This window comes from Dactylosporangium fulvum (assembly GCF_025137375.1).
Taxonomy (GTDB): domain Bacteria; phylum Actinomycetota; class Actinomycetes; order Mycobacteriales; family Micromonosporaceae; genus Dactylosporangium; species Dactylosporangium fulvum.
Genome location: NZ_CP073720.1, coordinates 2,167,912 through 2,187,290, shown reverse-complemented (window position 1 = coordinate 2,187,290; position 19,379 = coordinate 2,167,912). Strand labels below are relative to the sequence as shown.

Genomic DNA, 19,379 nt, shown 5'->3' with positions numbered 1-19,379 from the left:
CGGCCGGGACCGATGCGTGTCACCGCCCGGGGTGCCGGGCTCTGCGCCGCCGCCGTGGCACTCCTCGCCGCCGGGTTGCCGCTGGGCTACCCGCACCTCGCCGTCGTCGGCACGGCCTGTCTGGCGGCGCTCGCGTTCGCGGGCGGCTACGTCTGGTGGCGGCCCCGGCTCACGGTCACCCGGGAGGTCGAGCCGGACCGGGTCATGCGCGGCGAGTCGAGCACCGTCACGCTGCACGTCGGCAACAGCAGCCGGTTGCGCGGTGCGACGCTGATCGCGCACGACCGGTGCGGGGCGGCGACGGTGCCCGTACCACTGCTGAGGCTGAAGGCGGGTGGGACGACCACCGCCGGTTATCCGGTGCCGACGGCCCGGCGCGGGGTGGTCACGATCGGGCCGCTGCGTGTGGTGCGGCGCGACCCACTGGGGCTGCTGGCGCTGTCGCGCGGCTACGGCGGGGTGAGCACCGTGTGGGTGTACCCGAAGGTGCACCACCTGAGCGCGGTCCCGTCCGGCGTCGCGCGGTCCCTCGACGGGCGGGTCGACCGGGTGCCGCACGGCAGCATCACGTTCGACACGCTGCGGGAATACGTCGTCGGCGACGAGTTGCGGCACGTCCACTGGCGCACCACCGCCCGGATCGGCGAGCTGATGGTCCGCGAGCACCTCGACACCAGCCTGCCGCGGCTGGTGGTGCTGCTCGACGACCGGCTCGCGGCCTACCCGGACCGCGATCGGGACCGGCAGTCGGCGCACTTCGAGTCGGCGTGCGAGGGCGCGGCGTCGATCGTCATGGCCGCGTTCCGGGAGGAGCTGCCGGTGGCACTGCGCCTGGTGTCCGGCGCACACGCCGGCGGCCGCGGCAGCCGGGGCTTCCTGGACGTGCTCGCGGAGGCGGAGCTGCACGACGACGACCGGCTCGACACCACCGTCGCCGAGCTGCGCACCCGGCGCGCCGGCGACACCCTGATCTACCTCACCGGGCCGGGCGGGGCCGCCGACCTGGGCCGGGTCGGGACGCTGTGCGGGGCGTACGCGACGGTGGTCGCCGGCGCGTTCGGCGTCGACGAGGCCCCGGCCGCACTCGACCGCCTGGTGGTGCTCACCGCCCACGACGGCGTGGACTTCGCCGCCACCTGGGACGGGGTGCAGTCGTGGTGAGGCGGCTGTTCGTCCCGGTGGCGCTGATCGGCATGCTGGTCCTCGCCGGGCTCGCGCTCGCGCCGATCTACAACGGCACGCTGCTCCCCCTGCTCGTGGCCGCCGCCGCGGCCGGGTCGGTGCTCATCAGCGTCGCGGTGCGGCGGCTGCCGGCCTGGACCGCCGCGCCCGCCTCGGTGCTCGGCCTGGTGGCGCTGACGTTCGTCGCGGTGAAGGTCTCCGCGCAGGCCGGCCAGGTTTCGGGCAGTTTCCCCGACGTCGCCCGGGAGGCGCTGCGCAACAGCATCCCGCGGCTGCTCACCGCGTTGATCCCGATCGAGCCGCAGCCCGACACCGTGGTCCTGCCGGTGATCGCCACGTGGCTGGCCGGGCTCGCCGCCGCCGAGGTCGGCGTGCGACACGGGCGGGTGCTGCTCTCGTACACCGCGCCGACGCTGCTGTTCGGTGGCGCGCTGTACCTCGTCGGCCCGGACACCACGGCCGCCGCGGCGACGACGTGGGTGCCGCTCGCCTACGCCGCGTTCGCGGCGCTCGGCCTGATCGTCACCGCCCGCGACCCGCAGCCCGCGGTGGAGACGACCGAGGTGCTCACCGCCGCCGACCGCCGGACACTGCGGCTGCGGATCGGCGTGGGCGCCGCCGCCGGCCTGGCGATCATCGTCGCGCTGTCCCAGCTCGTCGGGCCGACCGTGGCCGGGCAGGGCAGCTCCACGCCGGTCGACCCGCGCAACTTCGTCACCCCGCCGCAGCTGGACTCGCTCGACGAGAACCCGCTCGTGCGCCTCTCCGGCTGGAATCTCAACAAGGACCAGCACCTCTTCGACGCGGTCGTCACCCCCGGGCCGGGCGCCTCGCAGGAGCCGGTGATCCGGCTCGCGGTGCTCACCGACTACGACGGCGTCACCTGGCGGATCGGCTCGGTCTACCGCAACGCCGGCCGCGTCCTGGGCCGGCGCGAGGCCGGCGGTCCCGAGGTGACGCAGGAGATCACCATCGACGAGCTCGACGGCCGGCTCATGCCCGGCGTCGCGACCCCGCAGCGGGTCGACGGGGTGCGGGTCGCGTTCGACGCCGAGACCGGCACGATCGCGTACTCCGAGAGCCTGCACAAGGGCCTCGCGTACACGGTCACCTCCCGGCAGGAGCCGCGCCCCGACGACCAGGCGCTGTTCGTCGCCGAGGTGCCGCCCGCCGAGGAGGCCGGCCGCTTCCTTGCCCTGCCGGGCAAGGTGCCCGACACGATCAGTCAGCTCTCGTCGCACCTCGGCGAGGGCGTCTCCAACCCGTACCAGCGCGCGTTCACCATCCAGCAGTGGCTCGAGGAGCACTACAAGCTCGTCAACGACGCGCCGAGCGGCCACGCCTACCCCAACGTCGAACACTTCCTGTTCGGCCCCAAACAGGCGGGCGGCCAGAAGGGCACGTCCGAGCAGTTCACGGCCGCGTTCGCGGTGCTCGCGCGGCTGGCCGGCCTGCCGACCCGCGTGGTGGTCGGCTTCCAGACCCGCAAGGGCGACCGGGCGGTCCGCGGCGGCGACGCGGTCGCGTGGCCGGAGGTGCTGTTCCAGGGCTACGGCTGGGTGGCGTTCGACCCGCTGCCGAAGTCCGACTCCGTGCAGCGGCCCGTCGAGGACGACTTCAAGCCCAAGGCCCCGCCGTCGCAGCCGCCGCCCCAGTCGGTGCCGCCCGCCTCGGTCTCCGCGAGCCCGCAGCCGTCCCGCTCGGCCTCCGCCGCGCCGCCCTCCGCACCGGAGTCGTCCGGCACCATGACGGTCGTCGCGGTGGTCTCCTCCGCCGCCGCGGTGGTGCTCGTGCTGGCGTTTTTCGCGTCGGTACCGCTGGTGCTGCGCACCCGTCGCCGACGGCGGCTGGAGGAGGGCCCCCCGGCCGCGCGGATCGACGCCGCCTGGTCGGAGGTGCTGGTGGGCCTGCGGATGGCCGGCCGGCCGGCACCGCCGCACCTGACGGCGCGGGAGGTCGCACACTACGCGGGCGCCGCCGCGGTGGGGCAGGCGCACGCCAAGGACCGCCGCCCCGCCCTGCGCCCGCCGGTCCCTCCGGTGGACGAGCTCGCCGAGCTGGTCAACGCGGTCGCGTTCGCCGGCCCGCAAACGGTGGGCTGCCTGCCCGCCGGCCCGGGCGAGGAGCAGGCGCGGCGGGCGGCGGCGCAGGCGGTCGCCTACGTCGACGAGCTGCGCGCCCGCCGCCCGTGGTGGCGCCGCCTGCTGTGGACGTTCGACCCCCGCCCGCTGCGCTGGCTCCGCAGACGCTGAAAGTGATCGCGGACGTTCCGGGTGGGCGGCCCCGGAACGTCCGCGATCGGGTGGGAAAAGTCAGGCCGGGTTGTCCGCGTGGGTCAGGGTCTCCCAGGCGACGAACAGGTTGTTGGAGCCGGCGGGGCGGGACTGCTCGGTGAGTCGCTGGGTGTTCGACATCGCGATGCCCATGCGGTTGTGCAGCGCGTTGTAGCCGACCTCGGTGATCGGGCCCAGCCCGAGCGTGAGCCGGCCGCCGCAGAGCCACGACGGGGCCGCCTCACCCAGCTGGTACTTGCTGTGGAAGCCGAGCGCGTGCCGCAACCGGTCCGCGATCTCGGGGTAGATGTCCTGGCCCTGGATGCGGGTCGTCTCGGCGACGTGGGAGATGGCCGAGATGCCGTAGCCGGTGTGCGTGAAGTCGCGGCAGGTCTCTTGCGAGATGCCGTCGACGAACGTGGTCTGGCCCTGCCAATACTCGATGATCTCCGCCTTCGTGTCCCTGCTGCCGATGCCCTTCGGGTAGGAGCCGTCGGCGGTGACGTACAGGTAGGCGGGGACGCGGGCCCGGAACTTCGCCATCGCAGTATCCCAGCTCGCGCGGTCCTCCAGGAAGACGGAGATGCCGATCGCCGCCTCCGTCATCGACAGCTCCCAGTTGCCGTTGCTGCTGCTGCCGTTGATCACCTTCGGCAGGTACACGGTCCGGAGCATGGACGCGAAGCGTCCCTGGTTGGGCCAGGAGCTGTAGGTGTACCTGATGATCTCGGCCGCGCGGGGCCAGGACGAACCCGCCCAGCCGGTCTGCAGCGGGGCGTTGCTGTTGGTGTGATCCTTGATGGTCGCGGACCAGGCGTCCATGATGGCGATCGCCTTCTCCGCGTATCGGCTGTCGCGGGTGACGTACCAGGCCAGCGACAGCGTGTAGGCGGCGATCGCGTCCTCGCGCTCGTCGGTGCAACCGTAGTTGGGGTTGGAGTACGACCCGCACTCGACGATCGCCCGCGGCTTCGGCGTCCGCGACAGGGAGGCATACTTGCTGCCCATCATCTGGTCGTAGGCGGCCTTCCACGGCTGCGCGTTCGCCTGGACCTTGCCCCGGACGAAGTCGAGCTGGGCCCGGCTGACGAACACGCCGGGGTGGGCGAAGGTGGCCGGGGCGGCGGCGACGGCGACGCCCGGCCTGGCGGCCTGGTCGGCGGCCGAGGCGTAGGTGGCGCCGGCGACCGCGATGGCGACGGCCAGCCCCGCGGCGCCGAGGAAGGCGAGCCGCCGTCGGGTGGGCTTGGGCATGGTGCTCCTCGGGGTGGCAAGGATCGACAACTGTAAAGAAGGTTGCCTAACCGATGGCAACATCGATGATGTCCGATGTCAAGCCGCCACAAACAGATTTAAGGCACCCTTCCGTCCACGATGAGGTCGCAGCCCAGCCCGGCAGAGCAGCCCAGGAACCGGGGACGCCGTCAGGACGAGCCGGACAGCGTCACCAGAGCGCGGTGAAGGGCGCGGCGGCGTTCGGGCTCCGTGCGGGCCTTCAGCAGCGGCAGGAAGGTTGCGTAGCGGGCGCTGCGGCCCAGTGACTCGAACGCCGCTCGCGCGCGGGGGTCCTCGGCCAGCGCGGCGGCCAGGTCGGCGGGGACCGGGGCGGTGCGCTGCGAAGCGTACGCCGCCTGCCAGCGGCCGTCGGACTTCGCGGCCGCCACCTCGGCGGCGCCTGCCGGGCGCATCCGGCCGGCGGCCTCCAGCGCTTCGACGCGCTCGACGTTGATCCTCGACCACGGGCTGCCCTTGCGGCGCGGTGAGAAGCGCTGCAGGAAGTGGGTCGAGTCCAGGCTGCGGCGATGGCTGTCGATCCAGCCGTGGCACAGGGCCACGTCCCCGGCCGAAGCCGCCGTCAAGCCTGCCACCGCCGAGCCCTTCTTCGCGATCCGCAGCCAGACGGCCGGCGTCGAGGCGCCGTGCTCGGTGAGCCAGCCGTCCCACGCACCGGTGTCGGCGAAGTCCATGATCTCCGCGTCGTCCATCGTCAGCCCCTCGCGGCCTGGATCTCGGCGTAGTGCGGGTTGTACATGACACCCAGCAGGTTGCCGAACGGGTCGACGACCGTGGCGGTCACGAAGCCCGAGCCGCGGTCCTGCGGGGGCTCGTGCTCGGTGGCGCCCATGGCGAGCAGCCGCGCGAACATGCCGTGCACGTCGTCGACGTGCCAGTACAGAACGGCACCGCCTGGGCCGGACGCCATGCCCGCAGGACGGTACCGGCTGTCGATCAGGCCGAGTTCGTCCAGGTCGTCGCCGAGGCGCCATTCGGCGTAACCGTCGCGGAGGAAGTACGGCTCGAAGCCGATCAGCTCGCCGTACCAGTCCTTGGCGGCCTTCCAGTCGGCGGCCCAGTAGCTGACGTTGGCCAGGCCCCGCAGTTTCAGTGTGTCGGTCATGAACCCCACGGTATGGCGTATTGCGGAACGTTAGGTTCCTCAATCTGCGGCAGAATCGAGCAATGCTGGAAACCTCGGTACGCCTGCTGCGCCTGCTCTCCCTGCTCCAGCAGCGGCGGGAGTGGTCCGGCGCCGAGCTCGCGGCGCGGCTGGAGGTCACCACCCGGACCGTCCGCAACGACGTCGACAAGCTGCGCCAGCTGGGCTACCAGGTCGACTCGGCCACCGGCCCGGCCGGCGGCTACCGGCTGGGCGCCGGCACCGCGCTGCCGCCGCTGCTGCTCGACGACGACGAGGCGGTGGCGGTCGCCGTGGGCCTGCGGGCCGCCGCGGCGGGCACCGTCAGCGGGATCGAGGACGCGTCGCTGCGGGCACTGACGAAGCTCGAGCGGACGCTGCCGAAGCGCCTGCGGCCCCGCGTCGACGCCCTGCGCTCGGCGACGGTCTCGGCGGCCGGCGGCGGGCCCACCGTCGACGCGGGCACGCTGACGACGGTCGCCGCCGCCGCATACGGCCATGAACGGCTCCGCTTCGAGTACGTCAGCCACGACGGTACCGCCGGCGTGCGCGACGTCGAACCGCACACGCTCGTCTACACGGGACGCCGCTGGTACCTGCTGGCGTGGGACACGGATCGCCGGGACTGGCGCACGTTCCGCGCCGACCGGATCCGCCCGCTGCCGCCGACCGGCCCGCGGTTCGTGCCACGCGAGCCGCCCGGCGGCGACGCCGCGGCCCACGTGCTGCGCGGCGTGCGGTCGCTGGTCTGGCCATACCGTGCCCGCATCCGCTTCCACGCACCGGCCGAGGTGGTGGCCGAGCGCAGCACAACCACGTCCGGGCAGGTCGTCCCGCTCGACGACGGTACGTGCGAGCTGGTCACCGGCACCGACTCGCTGCACGACCTGGTGACGTACCTCAGCAAGTTCGACGTGCCGTTCACCGTGCTGGAGCCGCCCGAGCTCAAGGACCTGCTGCGCGAACTGGCCGCCCGCTACGAGCGGGCAGCGGGCGGCGCTACGACCGGGTCAGGATGAGGTCCGCCCGGTCGCGGGTCTGCGCGATCACCACCGCGTTGCGCTCGTCGCTGCGCTCGACCCAGTCCCGCGCGTCGTGCAGGTCGAGGCCCTTGGCCAGCTGCCGGCGCACCAGCGAGTCCTGGCGCACGGAGGAGGGCGCGTCGAGGTACAGCACGAGGTCGAGCAGGCCGCGCACGGACGCCCACGGGCCGTGGTCGAGCAGCAGGTAGTTGCCCTCCACCACGATCACGCGCACCGCGGACGGCACCGGGATCACCCCGCCGATGGACTCGTGCAGCGTGCGGCTGTAGCTGGGCGCGTAGACGAGGTCCTCCCCGTCCCGCAGCCGGCGCAGCAGGTGCACGAACCCGGCGGCGTCGAACGTCTCGGGCGCGCCCTTGCGGCCGGCCAGGCCGAGCCGGTCCAGCTCCACGTTGGACAGATGAAACCCGTCCATCGGTACGGCCGCACTGGACAGTCCATCGTGGAGGTTCAGGGCGTCGGAGAGCGCGGTGGACAGCGTGGACTTGCCGGCCGCGGGCGGCCCGCAGATGCCGATGAGCGACCGGCCCTCCCGTCCGCGGACGAAGGGCACCACCACGTCGAGTGCGGGGTTGAGAACGTCCGGGTGCCTCATGAGTCGCGCGCGGGGTCCGGCGCCCCCATCGATGCGGCCAGCCCTCGCATGCCCGCGAGCCACCGGTCGGTGTCGGTCGCGCGGTGCAGGTAGTACTTCGCCACCTCGGGATGCGGCAGGATGAGGAACCGCTCCTCGGCGAGCCCGGCGACGGCCGCGTCGGCGACGGCCGAGGGCGGCAGGACCTGGCCGCTGGCGGCCGTCACCCGGGCGCCGACGTGACCGGCGGTCAGGCCCTCCTGGAGCATCGGCGTGTCGACGCCCTGCGGGCACAGGGCGCTGACCCGGATCCCGCGGGCGCCGTAGGTGATGGACAGCCACTCCGCGAACGACACCGCCGCGTGCTTCGTGACCGCGTAGGGCGCGTCGCCGACCGCGGTGAGCAGCCCGGCGGCCGAGCAGGTGTGCAGCAGGTAGCCCTCGCCACGCTCCAGCATCGACGGCAGCACCGCCCGCGCGGAGTAGACGTGCGACATCACGTTGACCGCCCACGTGCGGGACCACACGTCGTCGGAGGCCTCGAGGCCCACGCCGGTGGTGATGCCGGCGTTGGCGCAGAAGAGGTCGATCCGGTCGTACCGCTCCAGGGTCTCCTCGACGAGTTCGGCGATCTGCCCCTCGCTGGTGACGTCGGCGGCGACCCCGATCGTCTCGACCGGGAGCTCGGCGAACTCGGCGGCGACCGCCGCGGCCGCCTCCCCGTCGAGGTCCGCGAGCACCAGCGCGGCGACCTTCTCGGCGGCGAACCGCCGGGCGAGCGCGGTGCCGATCCCGCCCGCGGCGCCGGTGACGACGACGACCCGTCCCTCGAGGTTCACGACCCGGCCCCCAGCTCCCGCAGCGTGTCGAGCAGCGCCGGCACACCGCCCGCGACCAGATCCCTGGTCGGCAGCAGCGCGATCACCGCGGTGGTGATCCCGGCGGCGGTGTAGCGCCGCACGTGCGCTCGGCACTCGGCGGGACCGCCGTGGACGATCAGCTCGTCGACCACCTCGTCGGGGATCGCCCGCAGCGCACCCTTGCGGTCGCCGGCCGCCCACGCGTCCCACATCGGCTTGAGCACCTCACCCCGGCCGAGCCAGCGGTGGAACGCGGCGTAGGCGGGCACGGTCAGGTAGGCGGCGATGAGCCGCCGGCCGGTCTCGCGGGCCTCGGCGGCGTCGGCGGTGGGGCAGACGAAGATCCGGGCCGCGACCTGGAAATCCCCGGGTGCGCCGGCCAGCTCGGCACGGGCGGTCGCCACGTCCCCGGCCGACAGCCAGTTGAGGATCGCGCCGTCGGCCTCGGCCGCGGCCAGGCGCAGCATCCGGGCCCGCAGGCCGGCGAGGAGGAGCCGGGGCGGTACCGCGGGAGGGCGCTCCAGCCGGAACCGGCGCACCTCGAACGTGTCGAAGGCGCCGTCGACGAGCTCGCCGGCGAGCGCGGACCGCAGGAACCGCAGCACGTCGCGGCTGCGCTCGTAGGGCCGCTCGAACGGCACGGCGTTCCAGTCGCCGACGACGACGGGCGACGAGGCGCCGATGCCGAGCGCGAACCGGCCCGGCGCGGCCTCGGCGAGGGTGGCCGCCTGCATGGCGATCAGCCCGGGGCCGCGGGTGAAGGCGGGGACGATCGCGGTGCCGAGCCGCAGGGCGGGCGACCAGACCGAGGCGAGCGCCAGCGGGGTGAACGCGTCGGTCCCCGCCACCTCCGAGGTCCACACGTCGGTGTACCCGAGATCCGGGAGTGCGGCGAGCAACGCTGCGTGATCGGGCAGCGGCACGCCGGTGAGCGGAACCGTCAGCCCCCATTGGCCGGCCATGCTCAGATCATCCCCAGAATCGCGGCGACGTGGCAAGCACAACCACAGAGTCGGTCGTCCGCCAGGCACTTTGCGGGCAGTGACACGGCCACGTAGCCTGTCGCGGGTTTCCCCCGATGAGAAGGAGCGCCACATGCTGGGTCTCGAGAAGAAGCTCATGAAGGAGTGGGAAGGCAAGAGCGCGCAGGAGCTCGCCGACGCCCCTGTCACCGCGATCGCCGGCGTCAGCGAGGGCGACGCCGAGAAGCTGGCCGCCGCGTTCGGCATCAAGACCGTGCGGGACCTCGGCACCAACAAGTACTTCCGCTGGGCGCAGGGCATCGTCGCGCTGGCCGACTGACGGCCGGCTGCTCGGACGGTCGCTCCCCGTGTGGGGGCGGCCGTTTCGCATTTTCCGCACCACCTTCCCGGGGCAGCATCCACGTCGACTACAAGACCGGTGCCGGACGGTGATCGCCCCTAGCCGAGCCAGCCGGGCCGCACCAGGCCGGCCTCGTAGGCGAAGACGACCAGCTGGGCCCGGTCGCGGGCGCCGAGCTTGATCATCGCCCGGCTCACGTGGGTCTTCGCGGTCGCCGGGCTGACGAACAGCCGGCTCGCGATGTCCTCATTGGACAGTCCGGCGCCGACGAGGGCCATCACCTCGCGTTCGCGGTCGGTGAGCGCGTCGAGGGACATCGGGGCCAGCGGTGCCCGTGAGTGGCTGGCGAACTCCTCGATGAGCCGGCGCGTCACGCCCGGCGAGAGCAGCGCGTCGCCGGCCGCCACCGCGCGGACACCGCGCAGCAGGTCGACCGGCTCGGTGTCCTTGACCAGGAAGCCGCTGGCGCCGACCCGCAGCGCCTCGAAGACGTACTCGTCCAGGTCGAACGTGGTGAGAATGACGATCCGCACGTCGGCGAGGCGGCTGTCGGCGGCGATCTGCCGGGTCGCTTCGAGGCCGTCGAGGACGGGCATGCGGATGTCCATGAGCACGACGTCCGGGCGGGTCTGCACCGCCAGCCGCACGGCCTCCGCGCCGTCGGCCGCCTCGCCGACCACCTCGATGTCGGACTGCGCGTCGAGCAGGGCGCGGAAGCCGGCCCGTACCAACGCCTGATCGTCCGCCAGCAGCACTCTGATCACGTCGTCTGTTCCTCACGCAGGGGGATGCGGGCCTGGACCGCAAAACCGCCGTCGTCGCGTGGCCCCGCCTCGACGGTGCCGCCGAAGGTCGCCGCGCGGTGGCGCATGCCGGCGATGCCGTTCCCCGACCCGGCCCTGACCCCGTCGGCCTTGCCCTCCTCGGACTTCACCGGGCCGGTGCCGTTGTCGGACACCAGGATGCTCAACTCCGTGGGACCGTAGGCGATGACCACCGTCGCCACGGCGTCCGGGCCGGCGTGCCGGCGCACGTTGGTGAGCGCCTCCTGGACGATGCGGTACGCCGCGCGGTCGACCTGCGGCGGCAACGACGCCGGGGTGCCGGCCGTCTCCACCGTCACGGGCAGGCCGGCGCCGCGGGCCTCGGCGACGAGCCGGTCCACGTCGTCGAGGCCGGGGGTCGGCGTGCGGGGCGCCGCCTCCCCGGGGTTGAGCCCGGCGAGCACCGCCCGGGTCTCCTTCAGCGCCTCGGCGCTGGCGTGCTTGATCGCGGCGAGCGCGGTGCGCGCCTGCTCGGGGTTCTCGTCCATGAGGTGCAGCCCGACGCCGGCCTGCACGTTGATCAGGGACAGGTGGTGCCCGATGACGTCGTGCAGCTCGCGGGCGATGAGCAGCCGCTCGTCGCTGGCCTGCCGGCGCTGCTGCTCCTTGCGGGCCCGCTCCTCCTCGGCCCGGGCGAGGGCCTCCTGGTGCGCGCGGTCACGGGCCATCTGGCTGTACCGCACGCCGCGCACCCGGGCGGCCTCACCGAACCCGGCGATCAGCAGGCACCACACCCCGATGATGATGAGCCGGGAGAGCGAATAGCCGGGCGGCACCAGGATCACGAAGACCGTGTACGCGGCGGCCACCGCCAGCCACGTCAGCCAGCGGAAGCCGGCCGCCAGGGCGGTGAACATGGCGACGATCGCGGCGATGAAACCCGGGCCGTCGGGGTACCCGAGGCTGAAGTAGGCGACCGTGGGCACGAGGGCGCCGAACAGCGAGAACAACGGCAGCTTGTCGCGGAGCACCAGCGCCGCCGGGCCGGCGACGAGCAGCAGGTAGGCGGTCTGGTCGAGGGCATGCGGGCCGGTCGAGCCGTATGCGGCCGCACGGGTGCCGAAGACCTGCACGAGCGCGAGGAAAACGGCGATGCCGACCGGGCTCGGCCCGCGCCAGCGCCGGTGCCCGCGGCGGCGCTCCAGCTGCTCCATCCGGTGCGCGTGGCGGGCGGCACGGACGGCGTCGCGGTGGGCGTCGCGCATGGCGCGCAGCTCGTGGCCCCACGGCGCTCGTCTCCTCACACGTCGACCGTAGTCGAGGCCCTGCCGGGGGACATCGCCTTCCCGGCGAGCGGCGCCTACTCCCGCTGGAGTACGCGCCCGGCCGCGCTGCTCCGGATGCGGTACCGCACGAGCCGACACCGGTGCGACGCGCTCGGCGCCGCCGATCGGCACGCTGGAGTCCATCACGAGGAAGGGGGCCGACATGGTCGGCGAGCGGGTACGCGCCTCGGACGGGGAGCGCGAACAGTACGCCCAGATGGTGCGTGCCGGGATGACCGAGGGACGGCTGACCCTCGAAGAGGGGGAAGAGCGGCTCAGCCAGGTGTACGCGGCGAAGTACCGGGACGAGCTGCCGCCGCTCACCGCCGACCTGCCCGACGGCGGGCGGCGGGGACTGCACGAGACGCCGGAGGCGAAGGCGGAGTTCACGCGGCACGGCAAGCGGCACTTCCGCAGCCACGTGGCGTTCGTCGTGGTGCTCGCGGTGCTGCTGACCGGGCTGTGGGTGCTCTCCGGCGCCCACTTCTTCTGGCCGGCGATCCCGCTGTTCTTCCTGGTCCTGAGCGTGGCGAAGCACGCGCGCTGGCGCCACTGGGCGGAGGACGGGGGCGCTCACTGGCACCACCGGCGCTGGGGGCGGGGGCCGTGGGGCGCCGCGTCGGACCGGCAGGGCTGGAGTCGCTGAGCCGGGGAGTCCTTACGGGGAGCCGCCCGGCGCGGCGGCTCCCCGTCGTCATGAGAGGCCGTCAGGAGAGCGGGGCGTGATGTTCGGATCGACCTTCCCGGAGCTCAAGGGCCGGGTCGCGGTGGTGCTCGGACCGGCGGACGGGGTGGCCGGCACGGTCTGCCGGATGCTCGCCAACCGTGGCGCGCGGATCGCCGTCATCGGTGACGACGAGGCCGGTCTCGAGGACCTGGTGGACGAGTTGCACTGGCTCGGCGCCGAGGCGATCGGCATCCTGGCCGACAGCGCGGACGCGGCGGCGATGGACGCCGTGCGCGTCAGCGTGCTGACCGAGGTCGGCGCGCCCGACCTGCTGTTCGTGCTCACCTGCACGGCGCATGCCGGCGCGGACTGGCAGCAGGTCGTCGACAGCGGGCTGACCGCCACCCTGCAGGCGTTGCAGGCGTTCGTACCGGCGATGGTCGAGGCGCGGGCGGGTGCCGTCGTGACGCTCGCACCGGTCGGCGCGGACCCGGCGACGACCGCGGTCGGCGGTGGCGTGACCGCGCTCACACAACACTTCGCCCGGCAGGTGGCCGGCGAGGGCGTCCGCGCGAATGTCGTAACGTGGACACCTCGATCGTCCATGGTGGACGATGTCGCGTTCGCCGCGCTCTACCTGGCCTCCGACGCCGCGGCGAGCATGACCGGAACGACACTCGACGTTGCGGGCACATCGATGCGACTGTAGATCCTATGTACGAATGATCGTCCACCTGGGATCATCCGTGGGCATGATGGGCTCGTCGCACGCACTCTCGGGAGCGGCGGTCTGGCTGGGCGGCTCGCTGGCACTTGATCAGCTGGCCGACTTCCACCAGACTCCGCTCCAACTCGCCGTCGGCACCGCGATCTGCGCCGGTGGCGCACTGCTGCCGGACCTCGACCTCTCCGGCCGTGTGACCGCGCGGCGGGGCGGCGCCACGGTCGCACAGACGTTCGGTGTGCTGTCGCTGTTCCTGGCCGAGTGCGTCGAGAAGTTCTCGCTGGGCGTCTACAAGCTGACCCGCATGAAGCGCGATCCCCAGCGGCGCAACGGGCACCGCACCCTGACCCACACGATCGTCTTCAACGTCGGCGTCGGCTACGGCACCCTGGCCCTGTGCAACGCCTACGGCAAGTGGGCCGTCATGGGCGTGCTGTTCTTCTCGTTCGCGCTCGCGCTGCGCGGCCTGTTCGAGAAGTGGGCCGAGCGGGCCGGCTGGCTCATCGTCACCCTGTCCGCGGCCGGCGCGGCGTACCTGGTCTACGAGCGGCTGCCCGGCGACCGCGGCTATCCGCTGCTCGGGGTCGCCGTCGGTGTCGGCGGGCTCGTCCACCTGGCGGGCGACATGCTGACCCGGCACGGCTGCCCGATCTTCTGGCCCATCCCGACCGGCCGCCGGATGTGGCGCAACATCGGCCTGCCGGACTCGATCGCGCTGGTCGCCGGCAACAAGACCGAGACGGTCTTCCTGCGCACCGTGTTCGCGACCATCGCCATCTTCGCCGGTGCGGTCCTCGTCCTGCCGACACTGCTGGAGCGGTTCAACATTATCGGGTGATGGACGACAACGAGGTCCCCGGCTTCTGGCGGGCTTCTTCGGCGCGGCCCCCACCGACCTCCTTTCCGCGGGTGCGCGAACTGGACCTCGGCGACGACTGGTTGCGCGCCGTGTGCTGGAACAACGCGGCGACCCTCTTGCTCAGGGCATGATGGGTGCTGTGACCAACGAGACGCGAAAGTCCCTCCACGGCCTCGCCGAGCTGGTCCTCGCCGGTCCGCAGCATCGTCGCAGCGGCACGATCCGGCTGCGGGTGACCCCGGGGGGCTTCGCCACGGTCGCCGCGCCGGACCTGGCGGTGCAGGCCGACGCCCTGGTGGTCGCCGGCGATCAGCGGTTTCCCCTGGCGGGCCGCACGTTCGCCCAGCTCGCCGCGGACGCGGGCGTCGACGTCGGCGTCCCTGAGGGCGTCTACCACGACCACTCCGGCGCCGGCCCCGACGACACGGTGGTCATACAGGACGCGGCGACGATCCTGGCGGCGCTGGCGATCGGCGACGCGGCGCTGCGCCGCCTGTCGGCCGACGCCGTCCCGGTCCTGTGGCCGGAACACTTCGACGTCGGCATCTCGGTGGACGAGGTCAACTACGGCGTGTCGGCGGGCGACGCGGCGATCGACGAGCCGTATGCGTACGTCGGCCCGTGGCGGCCCCGCCAGGGCTCCTTCTGGAACGTCCCCTTCGGCGCCGCCGTGCCGGTCCGCGACCTGGGCGACGTGAAGGGTGTGTTCGCCTTCTTCGACGAGGGCCGCGCCCGCGCCGCGGAATAGGACCGCCACGGCTCCGGGCTCGGCGAGAACTCCGCCGAGGTTACCGAGCGTAACGTCGGGCGGGTGAGCTCAGGAGCGCAGCGCGGCGGTGGCGAAGTCGCGCAGCCCCGATGACAGGGGCACCTCCGCGCGGAAGCCCAGCTCGGTCGCCGCACGGGCCGGGGACGCCACGACGTGGCGGACGTCGCCCGCGCGGTAGCGGGCCGTCACCTCCGGGGCCGGGCCGCCCATCGCCGCAGACAGCATCCGGGCCATCGCGCCCACCGTCGTCGTTTCGCCCGAGCTGACGTTGTACGCCCGGAAGCCCGGCCCCGCCGCCGACAGCGCCAGCAGGTTCGCCCGCGCCACGTCCGTGACGTGGACGAAGTCCCGGCGCTGGGCGCCGTCCTCGAAGACCTGCGGTGCCCGGCCCGCCTCCAGGGCCGAGCGGAAGATGGCCGCCACCCCGCTGTAGGGCGTGTCGCGGGGCATGCCGGGGCCGTAGACGTTGTGGTACCGCAACGCCGCCACCGAGCCGCCCGCCTCCCGCGCCCAGGCGCCGGCGAGATGCTCCTGCGCCAGCTTCGTCGCCGCGTAGACACTCCGCGGCTCCAGCACCGCATCCTCGTCCACCGTGGACGGCTCCAGGAACCGGCCGCACTCCGGGCACGGCGGGTCGAACCGGCCGGCGTCCAGGTCCACTGTGGACCGCGGCGCGGGGCGGACGGGACCGTCGGCCGGGCAGCGGTACGCACCCTCGCCGTAGACGACCATGGAACTGGCCAGGACGAGCCGGCACACCCCGGCCCGGGCCATCCCGGCCAGCAGGACCGCGGTCCCGAGGTCGTTGCAGCCCACGTACTCCGGCAGGTCCGCCAGGTCGACCCCCATGCCGACCATCGCCGCCTGGTGCACCACGGCGTCCACCCCGTGGAGGGCTTGCGCGACGAGCGGCGCGTCCCGCAGGTCGCCGCGGATGTCGGGCGGCTCCGGTGGCGGGGCGGAGTGAGCGGCCGGGTGAAGGGCGTCGAAGACGACCACGTCGTGGCCGGCTTCCCGCAGGATGGCGCTGATGTGCGAGCCGATGAAGCCCGCCCCACCGGTGACCAGGATGCGCATGTGCCGACCGTATGCGCCCGCGCCGCCCGCCGCAGGCGGACGTTCGTGGTTCGTAATGGTTGGTCATCCCGCCGTAAGAACCTTTCGCCCGGTTCGTGGGTACGTTCCGGCTCATGAGTGACGTGGTGCTGCCCTGCCTCAACGAGGCCGCCGCCCTGCCGTGGGTCCTGTCCCGCATCCCGGCCGGCTATCGCGCGATCGTCGCCGACAACGGCTCCACCGACGGCTCACCCGAGATCGCCGCCGCGCACGGTGCGACGGTCGTGCACGCCACCCCGCGCGGGTTCGGCGCCGCCGCGCACGCCGGGCTGGCCGCGGCGACCGGCGACGTCGTGTGCTTCATGGACGCCGACGGCTCGTTCGACCCCGGACAGCTCGACCGGGTCGCCGCACCGGTCCGCGCCGGCGACGCCGACCTGGTGCTGGGCCGGCGCCGCCCGACCGACCGCTCCGCCTGGCCGCTGCACGCCCGGGCCGGCAACGCCGTGCTCGCGTGGCGCCTGCGCCGGGCCAGCGGGGTGCGGTTGTCCGACCTCGGGCCGATGCGCGCCGCCCGGCGGGCCGACCTGCTCGCGCTGGACCTGCGGGACCGCCGGTTCGGCTACCCGCTGGAGATGGTGCTGCGGGCCGCCGGCGAGGGCTGGCGGGTCCGGGAGGTCGACGTCGACTACGCGCCGCGCGCGGCGGGGACCAGGTCGAAGGTGACCGGCACGGTTCGCGGCACGCTGCGCGCGGTGCGGGACATGAGCCGGCTGCTGGGCGCGGCCCGATGAACGCGCAACTGCTACTGATCGCCAAGGCGCCCGTGCCGGGGCGGGTCAAGACGCGGCTGTGCCCGCCGTGCACGCCGGAACAGGCCGCCGGCCTCGCCGCCGCCGCGCTCGCCGACACCGTCGCGACGCTCGACGCCGCGCCGGCCGCCCGGCGGGCCTTTGTCCTCAGTGGACGCTCGGCGGTGCCGGCCGGCTGGCACCACGTCGAGCAGCGCGGCGACGGGTTCGCCGCCCGGCTCGCCAACGCCTTCGCCGACACCGCGCTGCCGGGCACGGCCAGCGTCCTGGTCGGGATGGACACCCCGCAGCTGACCCCGGACCTGGTCGCCGCGGCCGCCGAAGGGCTGGACGGCGCCGACGCCGTGCTCGGCCACGCCGAGGACGGCGGCTGGTGGGGGCTCGGGCTGCGCGACCCGGACGCCGCCCGCGTGCTGCGGGACGTGCCGATGTCGACCGCGGAGACCGGGGCGCGGACCGAACAGGCGCTGCGGGCCCTCGGGCTCACCGTCGCCCGGCTGCCGGTCCTGCGCGACGTCGACACGTGGGCCGACGCGGAGGCCGCTGCCGAGCGGGCACCGGGCAGCCGGTTCGCGGCCGCGCTGGCGGGGATCCGGTGAGCGCCGTCGGCGTGTTCGGGGCGGCGCTGCGCCGGGCGTCCCGCGGCGAACGGGCCGGGCTGCGGCTGCTGGACCGGGCCGGGCGGCCGCTGCGGCGGATCGACGCCGCGTGGTACGGCGAGCTGCGCCCCGGCGACAGCGGTCTTCTCGACCGGTGCGGCGCCGACACCATCGACCTGGGCTGCGGCCCCGGCCGGATCACCGGCGCGCTCGTCGCGGGCGGCCGGCGGGCGCTCGGCGTCGACGTGAGCGCGCAAGCGGTGCGGTACGCACGGCTGCGCGGCGCCCCCGCCGTCCACGGTTCGCTGTTCGAGCAGCTGCCCGGCGAGGGGGACTGGACGACCGCGGTGCTCGCCGACGGCAACATCGGCATCGGCGGCGACCCGGTCCGGCTCCTGGACCGCTGCCGGCACCTGGTCGCCGGGGACGGCGCGCTGCTCGTCGAGGTCGACCCGCCCGGATCCCGCACCTGGCAGGGTGAGGTGGTCCTCGACGACGGCGACCGGATCAGCGAGCGGTTCGGCTGGGCGTTCGTGGCGGTCGACGACATCGCGCGGCTCGCCGACGCCGCCGCGCTGCGGCTGGTCGAGACGTGGACGGAGGCGGACCGGTGGTTCGTGCGCCTGGCACGCCCGTGACCCGGCTGCGGTTCAGTTCGAAGCTGCGCTCGGAGAGGGCCACCAGCCAGCTCGGCCTGGCCCTCGCCGCGGCGTTCGCGATCTGCTTCCTCACCGGCCTGCTCAGCCACGCGGTCCAGCACCCGCCGCAGTGGTTCTTCTGGCCCAGCCGCCCCGTGAACCTCTACCGGGTGACCCAGGGTCTGCACGTCGCGACGGGTTTCGCGGTGGTACCGCTGGTGTCTGCGAAGCTCTGGTCCGTCTACCCGCGGTTCTTCGTGTTCCCGCCGGTCCGCAACGCCGCGCACGCGCTCGAGCGGCTGAGCGTCGCGGTCCTCGTCTCGGCGGCGCTGTTCGAGCTCGTCACCGGCATCCTCGACGTCGCGCACTGGTACTCGCCGATGCCGTTCGCGTTCATCGCCGCCCACTACTGGACGGCCTGGCTGGTGACCGGCGCGATCCTCACGCACATCGCGGTGAAGCTGCCGGTCGTGCGCCGGTCGCTGACCGCGGTCGAGCTGCCGGAGCGGCGGCGCGACCGGCGGGCGTTCCTCGGCGCCGTCGCGGCCACGGCCGGGGTCGTCACCCTCGCGACCGTCGGGCAGACCGTCCGTCCACTCGCGACGGTCTCGGTGCTCGGCCCGCGCGACCCGCGGCGCGGCCCGCAGCGGCTGCCGGTCAACACCCCGGCCGCCGCGGCGGGAGTGCTCGACCTGATCGCCGACCCGGGGTACCGCCTGGAACTCAGCGGCCCGGCGGGCACCCGGCGCTTCACACCGGCCGAGCTCGCCGAGCTCCCGCAGCACACCGTGACCCTGCCGATCGCCTGCGTCGAGGGCTGGAGCGCGACCGCCGTGTGGACCGGAATCCGGATCCGGGACCTGGTCGAGCTCGCCGGCGGCTCGGTCGAGGCGCAGGTGCTCGTCGAGTCGCTCCAGCGGGACAGCGCGTACAGCTCGAGCGTCATCGCGCCGGTCCACGTCGCCGACCCGCTGAGCCTGCTGGCGCTGAAGGTCAACGGCGAGGTGCTCGACGCCGACCACGGCTACCCGTGCCGGATCATCACGGCGAGCCGGCCGGGTGTCATGCAGACGAAGTGGGTGGCGCGGATCGTGGTCGGCGACCGGCCGTGAAGACCAGGCTGGCGCTCGGCGCGCTCGGGGTGCTCGTCATGGCGTACGCCGTCGCCGGCATCCTCGCCGACACCGGCACCGACCCGCTGAGCCAGGCCGGCTTCCTCGTCGCGCTGCTCCTCGCGCACGACCTCGTGCTGCTGCCCGCCGGGGTCGTCGTGGGCGCGCTGGTCGGATGGCGGTGGCACAGCCCGTACACCTCCATCGTCCGAGGCGGACTGTGGACCTCCGCGATCGTCTGCCTCATCGCGGTGCCGTTCCTCGTCGAGGGCCGGAACCTGTCGCCGCGCAACTTCCCCGCGGGGCTCCTGGTGACGCTCGCGGCCGTCTGGCTGGCCGTCGGAGGCGCGGTCGTCGTCCGGCGGCTGCGGCGCTGAACCGCG

Annotated in this window: 23 protein-coding genes; 14 read left to right on the top strand and 9 right to left on the bottom strand. The window is 73.8% G+C overall.

The features are described from left to right. Positions 1 to 12 precede the first annotated feature (12 nt). Both Dfulv_RS10210 and Dfulv_RS10205 read left to right on the top strand, forming a co-directional pair. Entirely contained in the window at positions 13 to 1,161 is a 1,149-nt protein-coding gene (locus tag Dfulv_RS10210; protein WP_259862451.1) for a DUF58 domain-containing protein, read from the top strand. Continuing rightward, a complete protein-coding gene (locus tag Dfulv_RS10205; protein WP_319805784.1) occupies positions 1,155 to 3,434 on the top strand; it encodes a DUF3488 and transglutaminase-like domain-containing protein in 2,280 nt (759 codons plus the stop codon). The genes Dfulv_RS10210 and Dfulv_RS10205 overlap by 7 nt, the downstream gene beginning before the upstream one ends. A 60-nt stretch (positions 3,435 to 3,494) precedes the next feature. Here the strand turns inward: Dfulv_RS10205 and Dfulv_RS10200 are convergent, their stop codons facing one another. From Dfulv_RS10200 to Dfulv_RS10190, 3 genes are all read right to left on the bottom strand, one after another. Beyond that, positions 3,495 to 4,709 carry an alginate lyase family protein gene (locus Dfulv_RS10200; RefSeq protein ID WP_259862450.1) on the bottom strand — a complete coding sequence of 405 codons (1,215 nt, stop codon included), beginning with the start codon at positions 4,707 to 4,709 and terminating at the stop codon, positions 3,495 to 3,497. A 170-nt stretch (positions 4,710 to 4,879) separates the two neighbouring features. Further along, positions 4,880 to 5,440 (bottom strand): YdeI/OmpD-associated family protein, encoded by a 561-nt coding sequence (locus Dfulv_RS10195; RefSeq protein WP_259862449.1) that lies wholly within the window; start codon positions 5,438 to 5,440, stop codon positions 4,880 to 4,882. Between the two features lie 2 nt (positions 5,441 to 5,442). Further along, positions 5,443 to 5,853, bottom strand: a complete 411-nt coding sequence (locus Dfulv_RS10190; protein WP_259862448.1) for a VOC family protein — start codon at positions 5,851 to 5,853, stop codon at positions 5,443 to 5,445. Between the two features lie 62 nt (positions 5,854 to 5,915). Between Dfulv_RS10190 and Dfulv_RS10185 the strand changes: the two genes are divergently transcribed. Beyond that, entirely contained in the window at positions 5,916 to 6,890 is a 975-nt protein-coding gene (locus Dfulv_RS10185; RefSeq protein WP_259862447.1) for a helix-turn-helix transcriptional regulator, read from the top strand. Here the strand turns inward: Dfulv_RS10185 and Dfulv_RS10180 are convergent. From Dfulv_RS10180 to Dfulv_RS10170, 3 genes are read right to left on the bottom strand one after another with little or no spacing between them, the layout of a single operon-like run. After that, positions 6,871 to 7,509 (bottom strand): nucleoside/nucleotide kinase family protein, encoded by a 639-nt coding sequence (locus Dfulv_RS10180; protein WP_259862445.1) that lies wholly within the window; start codon positions 7,507 to 7,509, stop codon positions 6,871 to 6,873. The genes Dfulv_RS10185 and Dfulv_RS10180 overlap by 20 nt on opposite strands. Continuing rightward, a complete protein-coding gene (locus tag Dfulv_RS10175; RefSeq protein WP_259862443.1) occupies positions 7,506 to 8,327 on the bottom strand; it encodes an SDR family oxidoreductase in 822 nt (273 codons plus the stop codon). The genes Dfulv_RS10180 and Dfulv_RS10175 overlap by 4 nt, the downstream gene beginning before the upstream one ends. Then, on the bottom strand, positions 8,324 to 9,292 hold the full coding sequence (locus Dfulv_RS10170; RefSeq protein WP_259867586.1) for an LLM class F420-dependent oxidoreductase: 969 nt from the start codon (positions 9,290 to 9,292) through the stop codon (positions 8,324 to 8,326). The genes Dfulv_RS10175 and Dfulv_RS10170 overlap by 4 nt, the downstream gene beginning before the upstream one ends. A gap of 151 nt (positions 9,293 to 9,443) precedes the next feature. Between Dfulv_RS10170 and Dfulv_RS10165 the strand changes: the two genes are divergently transcribed. Continuing rightward, complete coding sequence (locus tag Dfulv_RS10165) at positions 9,444 to 9,650, top strand: hypothetical protein (RefSeq protein ID WP_259862442.1); 207 nt, start codon at positions 9,444 to 9,446, stop codon at positions 9,648 to 9,650. A gap of 119 nt (positions 9,651 to 9,769) precedes the next feature. On the opposite strand, the gene Dfulv_RS10160 is transcribed toward Dfulv_RS10165, so the two are convergent. Beyond that, positions 9,770 to 10,435, bottom strand: coding sequence for a response regulator (locus tag Dfulv_RS10160; protein ID WP_259862441.1), 666 nt, complete (start codon positions 10,433 to 10,435; stop codon positions 9,770 to 9,772). Then, on the bottom strand, positions 10,432 to 11,739 hold the full coding sequence (locus Dfulv_RS10155) for a sensor histidine kinase (RefSeq protein ID WP_259862440.1): 1,308 nt from the start codon (positions 11,737 to 11,739) through the stop codon (positions 10,432 to 10,434). The genes Dfulv_RS10160 and Dfulv_RS10155 overlap by 4 nt, the downstream gene beginning before the upstream one ends. Before the next feature lie 184 nt (positions 11,740 to 11,923). On the opposite strand from Dfulv_RS10155, the gene Dfulv_RS10150 reads away from it, so the two are divergent. From Dfulv_RS10150 to Dfulv_RS10130, 5 genes are all read left to right on the top strand, one after another. Beyond that, a complete protein-coding gene (locus Dfulv_RS10150) occupies positions 11,924 to 12,406 on the top strand; it encodes a DUF1707 SHOCT-like domain-containing protein (RefSeq protein ID WP_259862439.1) in 483 nt (160 codons plus the stop codon). 79 nt (positions 12,407 to 12,485) lie between these two features. Continuing rightward, entirely contained in the window at positions 12,486 to 13,136 is a 651-nt protein-coding gene (locus tag Dfulv_RS10145) for an SDR family NAD(P)-dependent oxidoreductase (protein WP_259862438.1), read from the top strand. 43 nt (positions 13,137 to 13,179) lie between these two features. Beyond that, a complete protein-coding gene (locus tag Dfulv_RS10140; protein ID WP_259867583.1) occupies positions 13,180 to 13,989 on the top strand; it encodes a metal-dependent hydrolase in 810 nt (269 codons plus the stop codon). Further along, the gene (locus Dfulv_RS10135; RefSeq protein ID WP_259862437.1) at positions 13,989 to 14,141 is read left to right on the top strand and encodes a hypothetical protein; all 153 of its coding nucleotides are present in this window, start codon (positions 13,989 to 13,991) and stop codon (positions 14,139 to 14,141) included. The genes Dfulv_RS10140 and Dfulv_RS10135 overlap by 1 nt, the downstream gene beginning before the upstream one ends. Before the next feature lie 8 nt (positions 14,142 to 14,149). Next, positions 14,150 to 14,758, top strand: coding sequence for a hypothetical protein (locus Dfulv_RS10130; RefSeq protein ID WP_259862436.1), 609 nt, complete (start codon positions 14,150 to 14,152; stop codon positions 14,756 to 14,758). Positions 14,759 to 14,827: 69 nt separating this feature from the next. On the opposite strand, the gene Dfulv_RS10125 is transcribed toward Dfulv_RS10130, so the two are convergent. After that, on the bottom strand, positions 14,828 to 15,856 hold the full coding sequence (locus Dfulv_RS10125; protein WP_259862435.1) for an NAD-dependent epimerase/dehydratase family protein: 1,029 nt from the start codon (positions 15,854 to 15,856) through the stop codon (positions 14,828 to 14,830). Between the two features lie 113 nt (positions 15,857 to 15,969). On the opposite strand from Dfulv_RS10125, the gene Dfulv_RS10120 reads away from it, so the two are divergent. Genes Dfulv_RS10120 through Dfulv_RS10100 form a run of 5 tightly spaced genes read left to right on the top strand, consistent with a single transcriptional unit; the run spans position 15,970 to position 19,373 of the window. After that, positions 15,970 to 16,629 (top strand): glycosyltransferase family 2 protein, encoded by a 660-nt coding sequence (locus Dfulv_RS10120; protein WP_259862433.1) that lies wholly within the window; start codon positions 15,970 to 15,972, stop codon positions 16,627 to 16,629. Beyond that, on the top strand, positions 16,626 to 17,246 hold the full coding sequence (locus Dfulv_RS10115; protein ID WP_259862432.1) for a TIGR04282 family arsenosugar biosynthesis glycosyltransferase: 621 nt from the start codon (positions 16,626 to 16,628) through the stop codon (positions 17,244 to 17,246). The genes Dfulv_RS10120 and Dfulv_RS10115 overlap by 4 nt, the downstream gene beginning before the upstream one ends. Continuing rightward, complete coding sequence (locus Dfulv_RS10110) at positions 17,243 to 17,884, top strand: class I SAM-dependent methyltransferase (protein ID WP_259862431.1); 642 nt, start codon at positions 17,243 to 17,245, stop codon at positions 17,882 to 17,884. Before Dfulv_RS10115 ends, Dfulv_RS10110 begins: the two co-directional genes overlap by 4 nt. Next, positions 17,857 to 18,996, top strand: a complete 1,140-nt coding sequence (locus Dfulv_RS10105; protein ID WP_259862430.1) for a molybdopterin-dependent oxidoreductase — start codon at positions 17,857 to 17,859, stop codon at positions 18,994 to 18,996. Before Dfulv_RS10110 ends, Dfulv_RS10105 begins: the two co-directional genes overlap by 28 nt. Continuing rightward, a complete protein-coding gene (locus tag Dfulv_RS10100) occupies positions 18,993 to 19,373 on the top strand; it encodes a hypothetical protein (RefSeq protein WP_259862428.1) in 381 nt (126 codons plus the stop codon). The genes Dfulv_RS10105 and Dfulv_RS10100 overlap by 4 nt, the downstream gene beginning before the upstream one ends. The last annotated feature ends 6 nt before the right edge of the window (positions 19,374 to 19,379 follow it).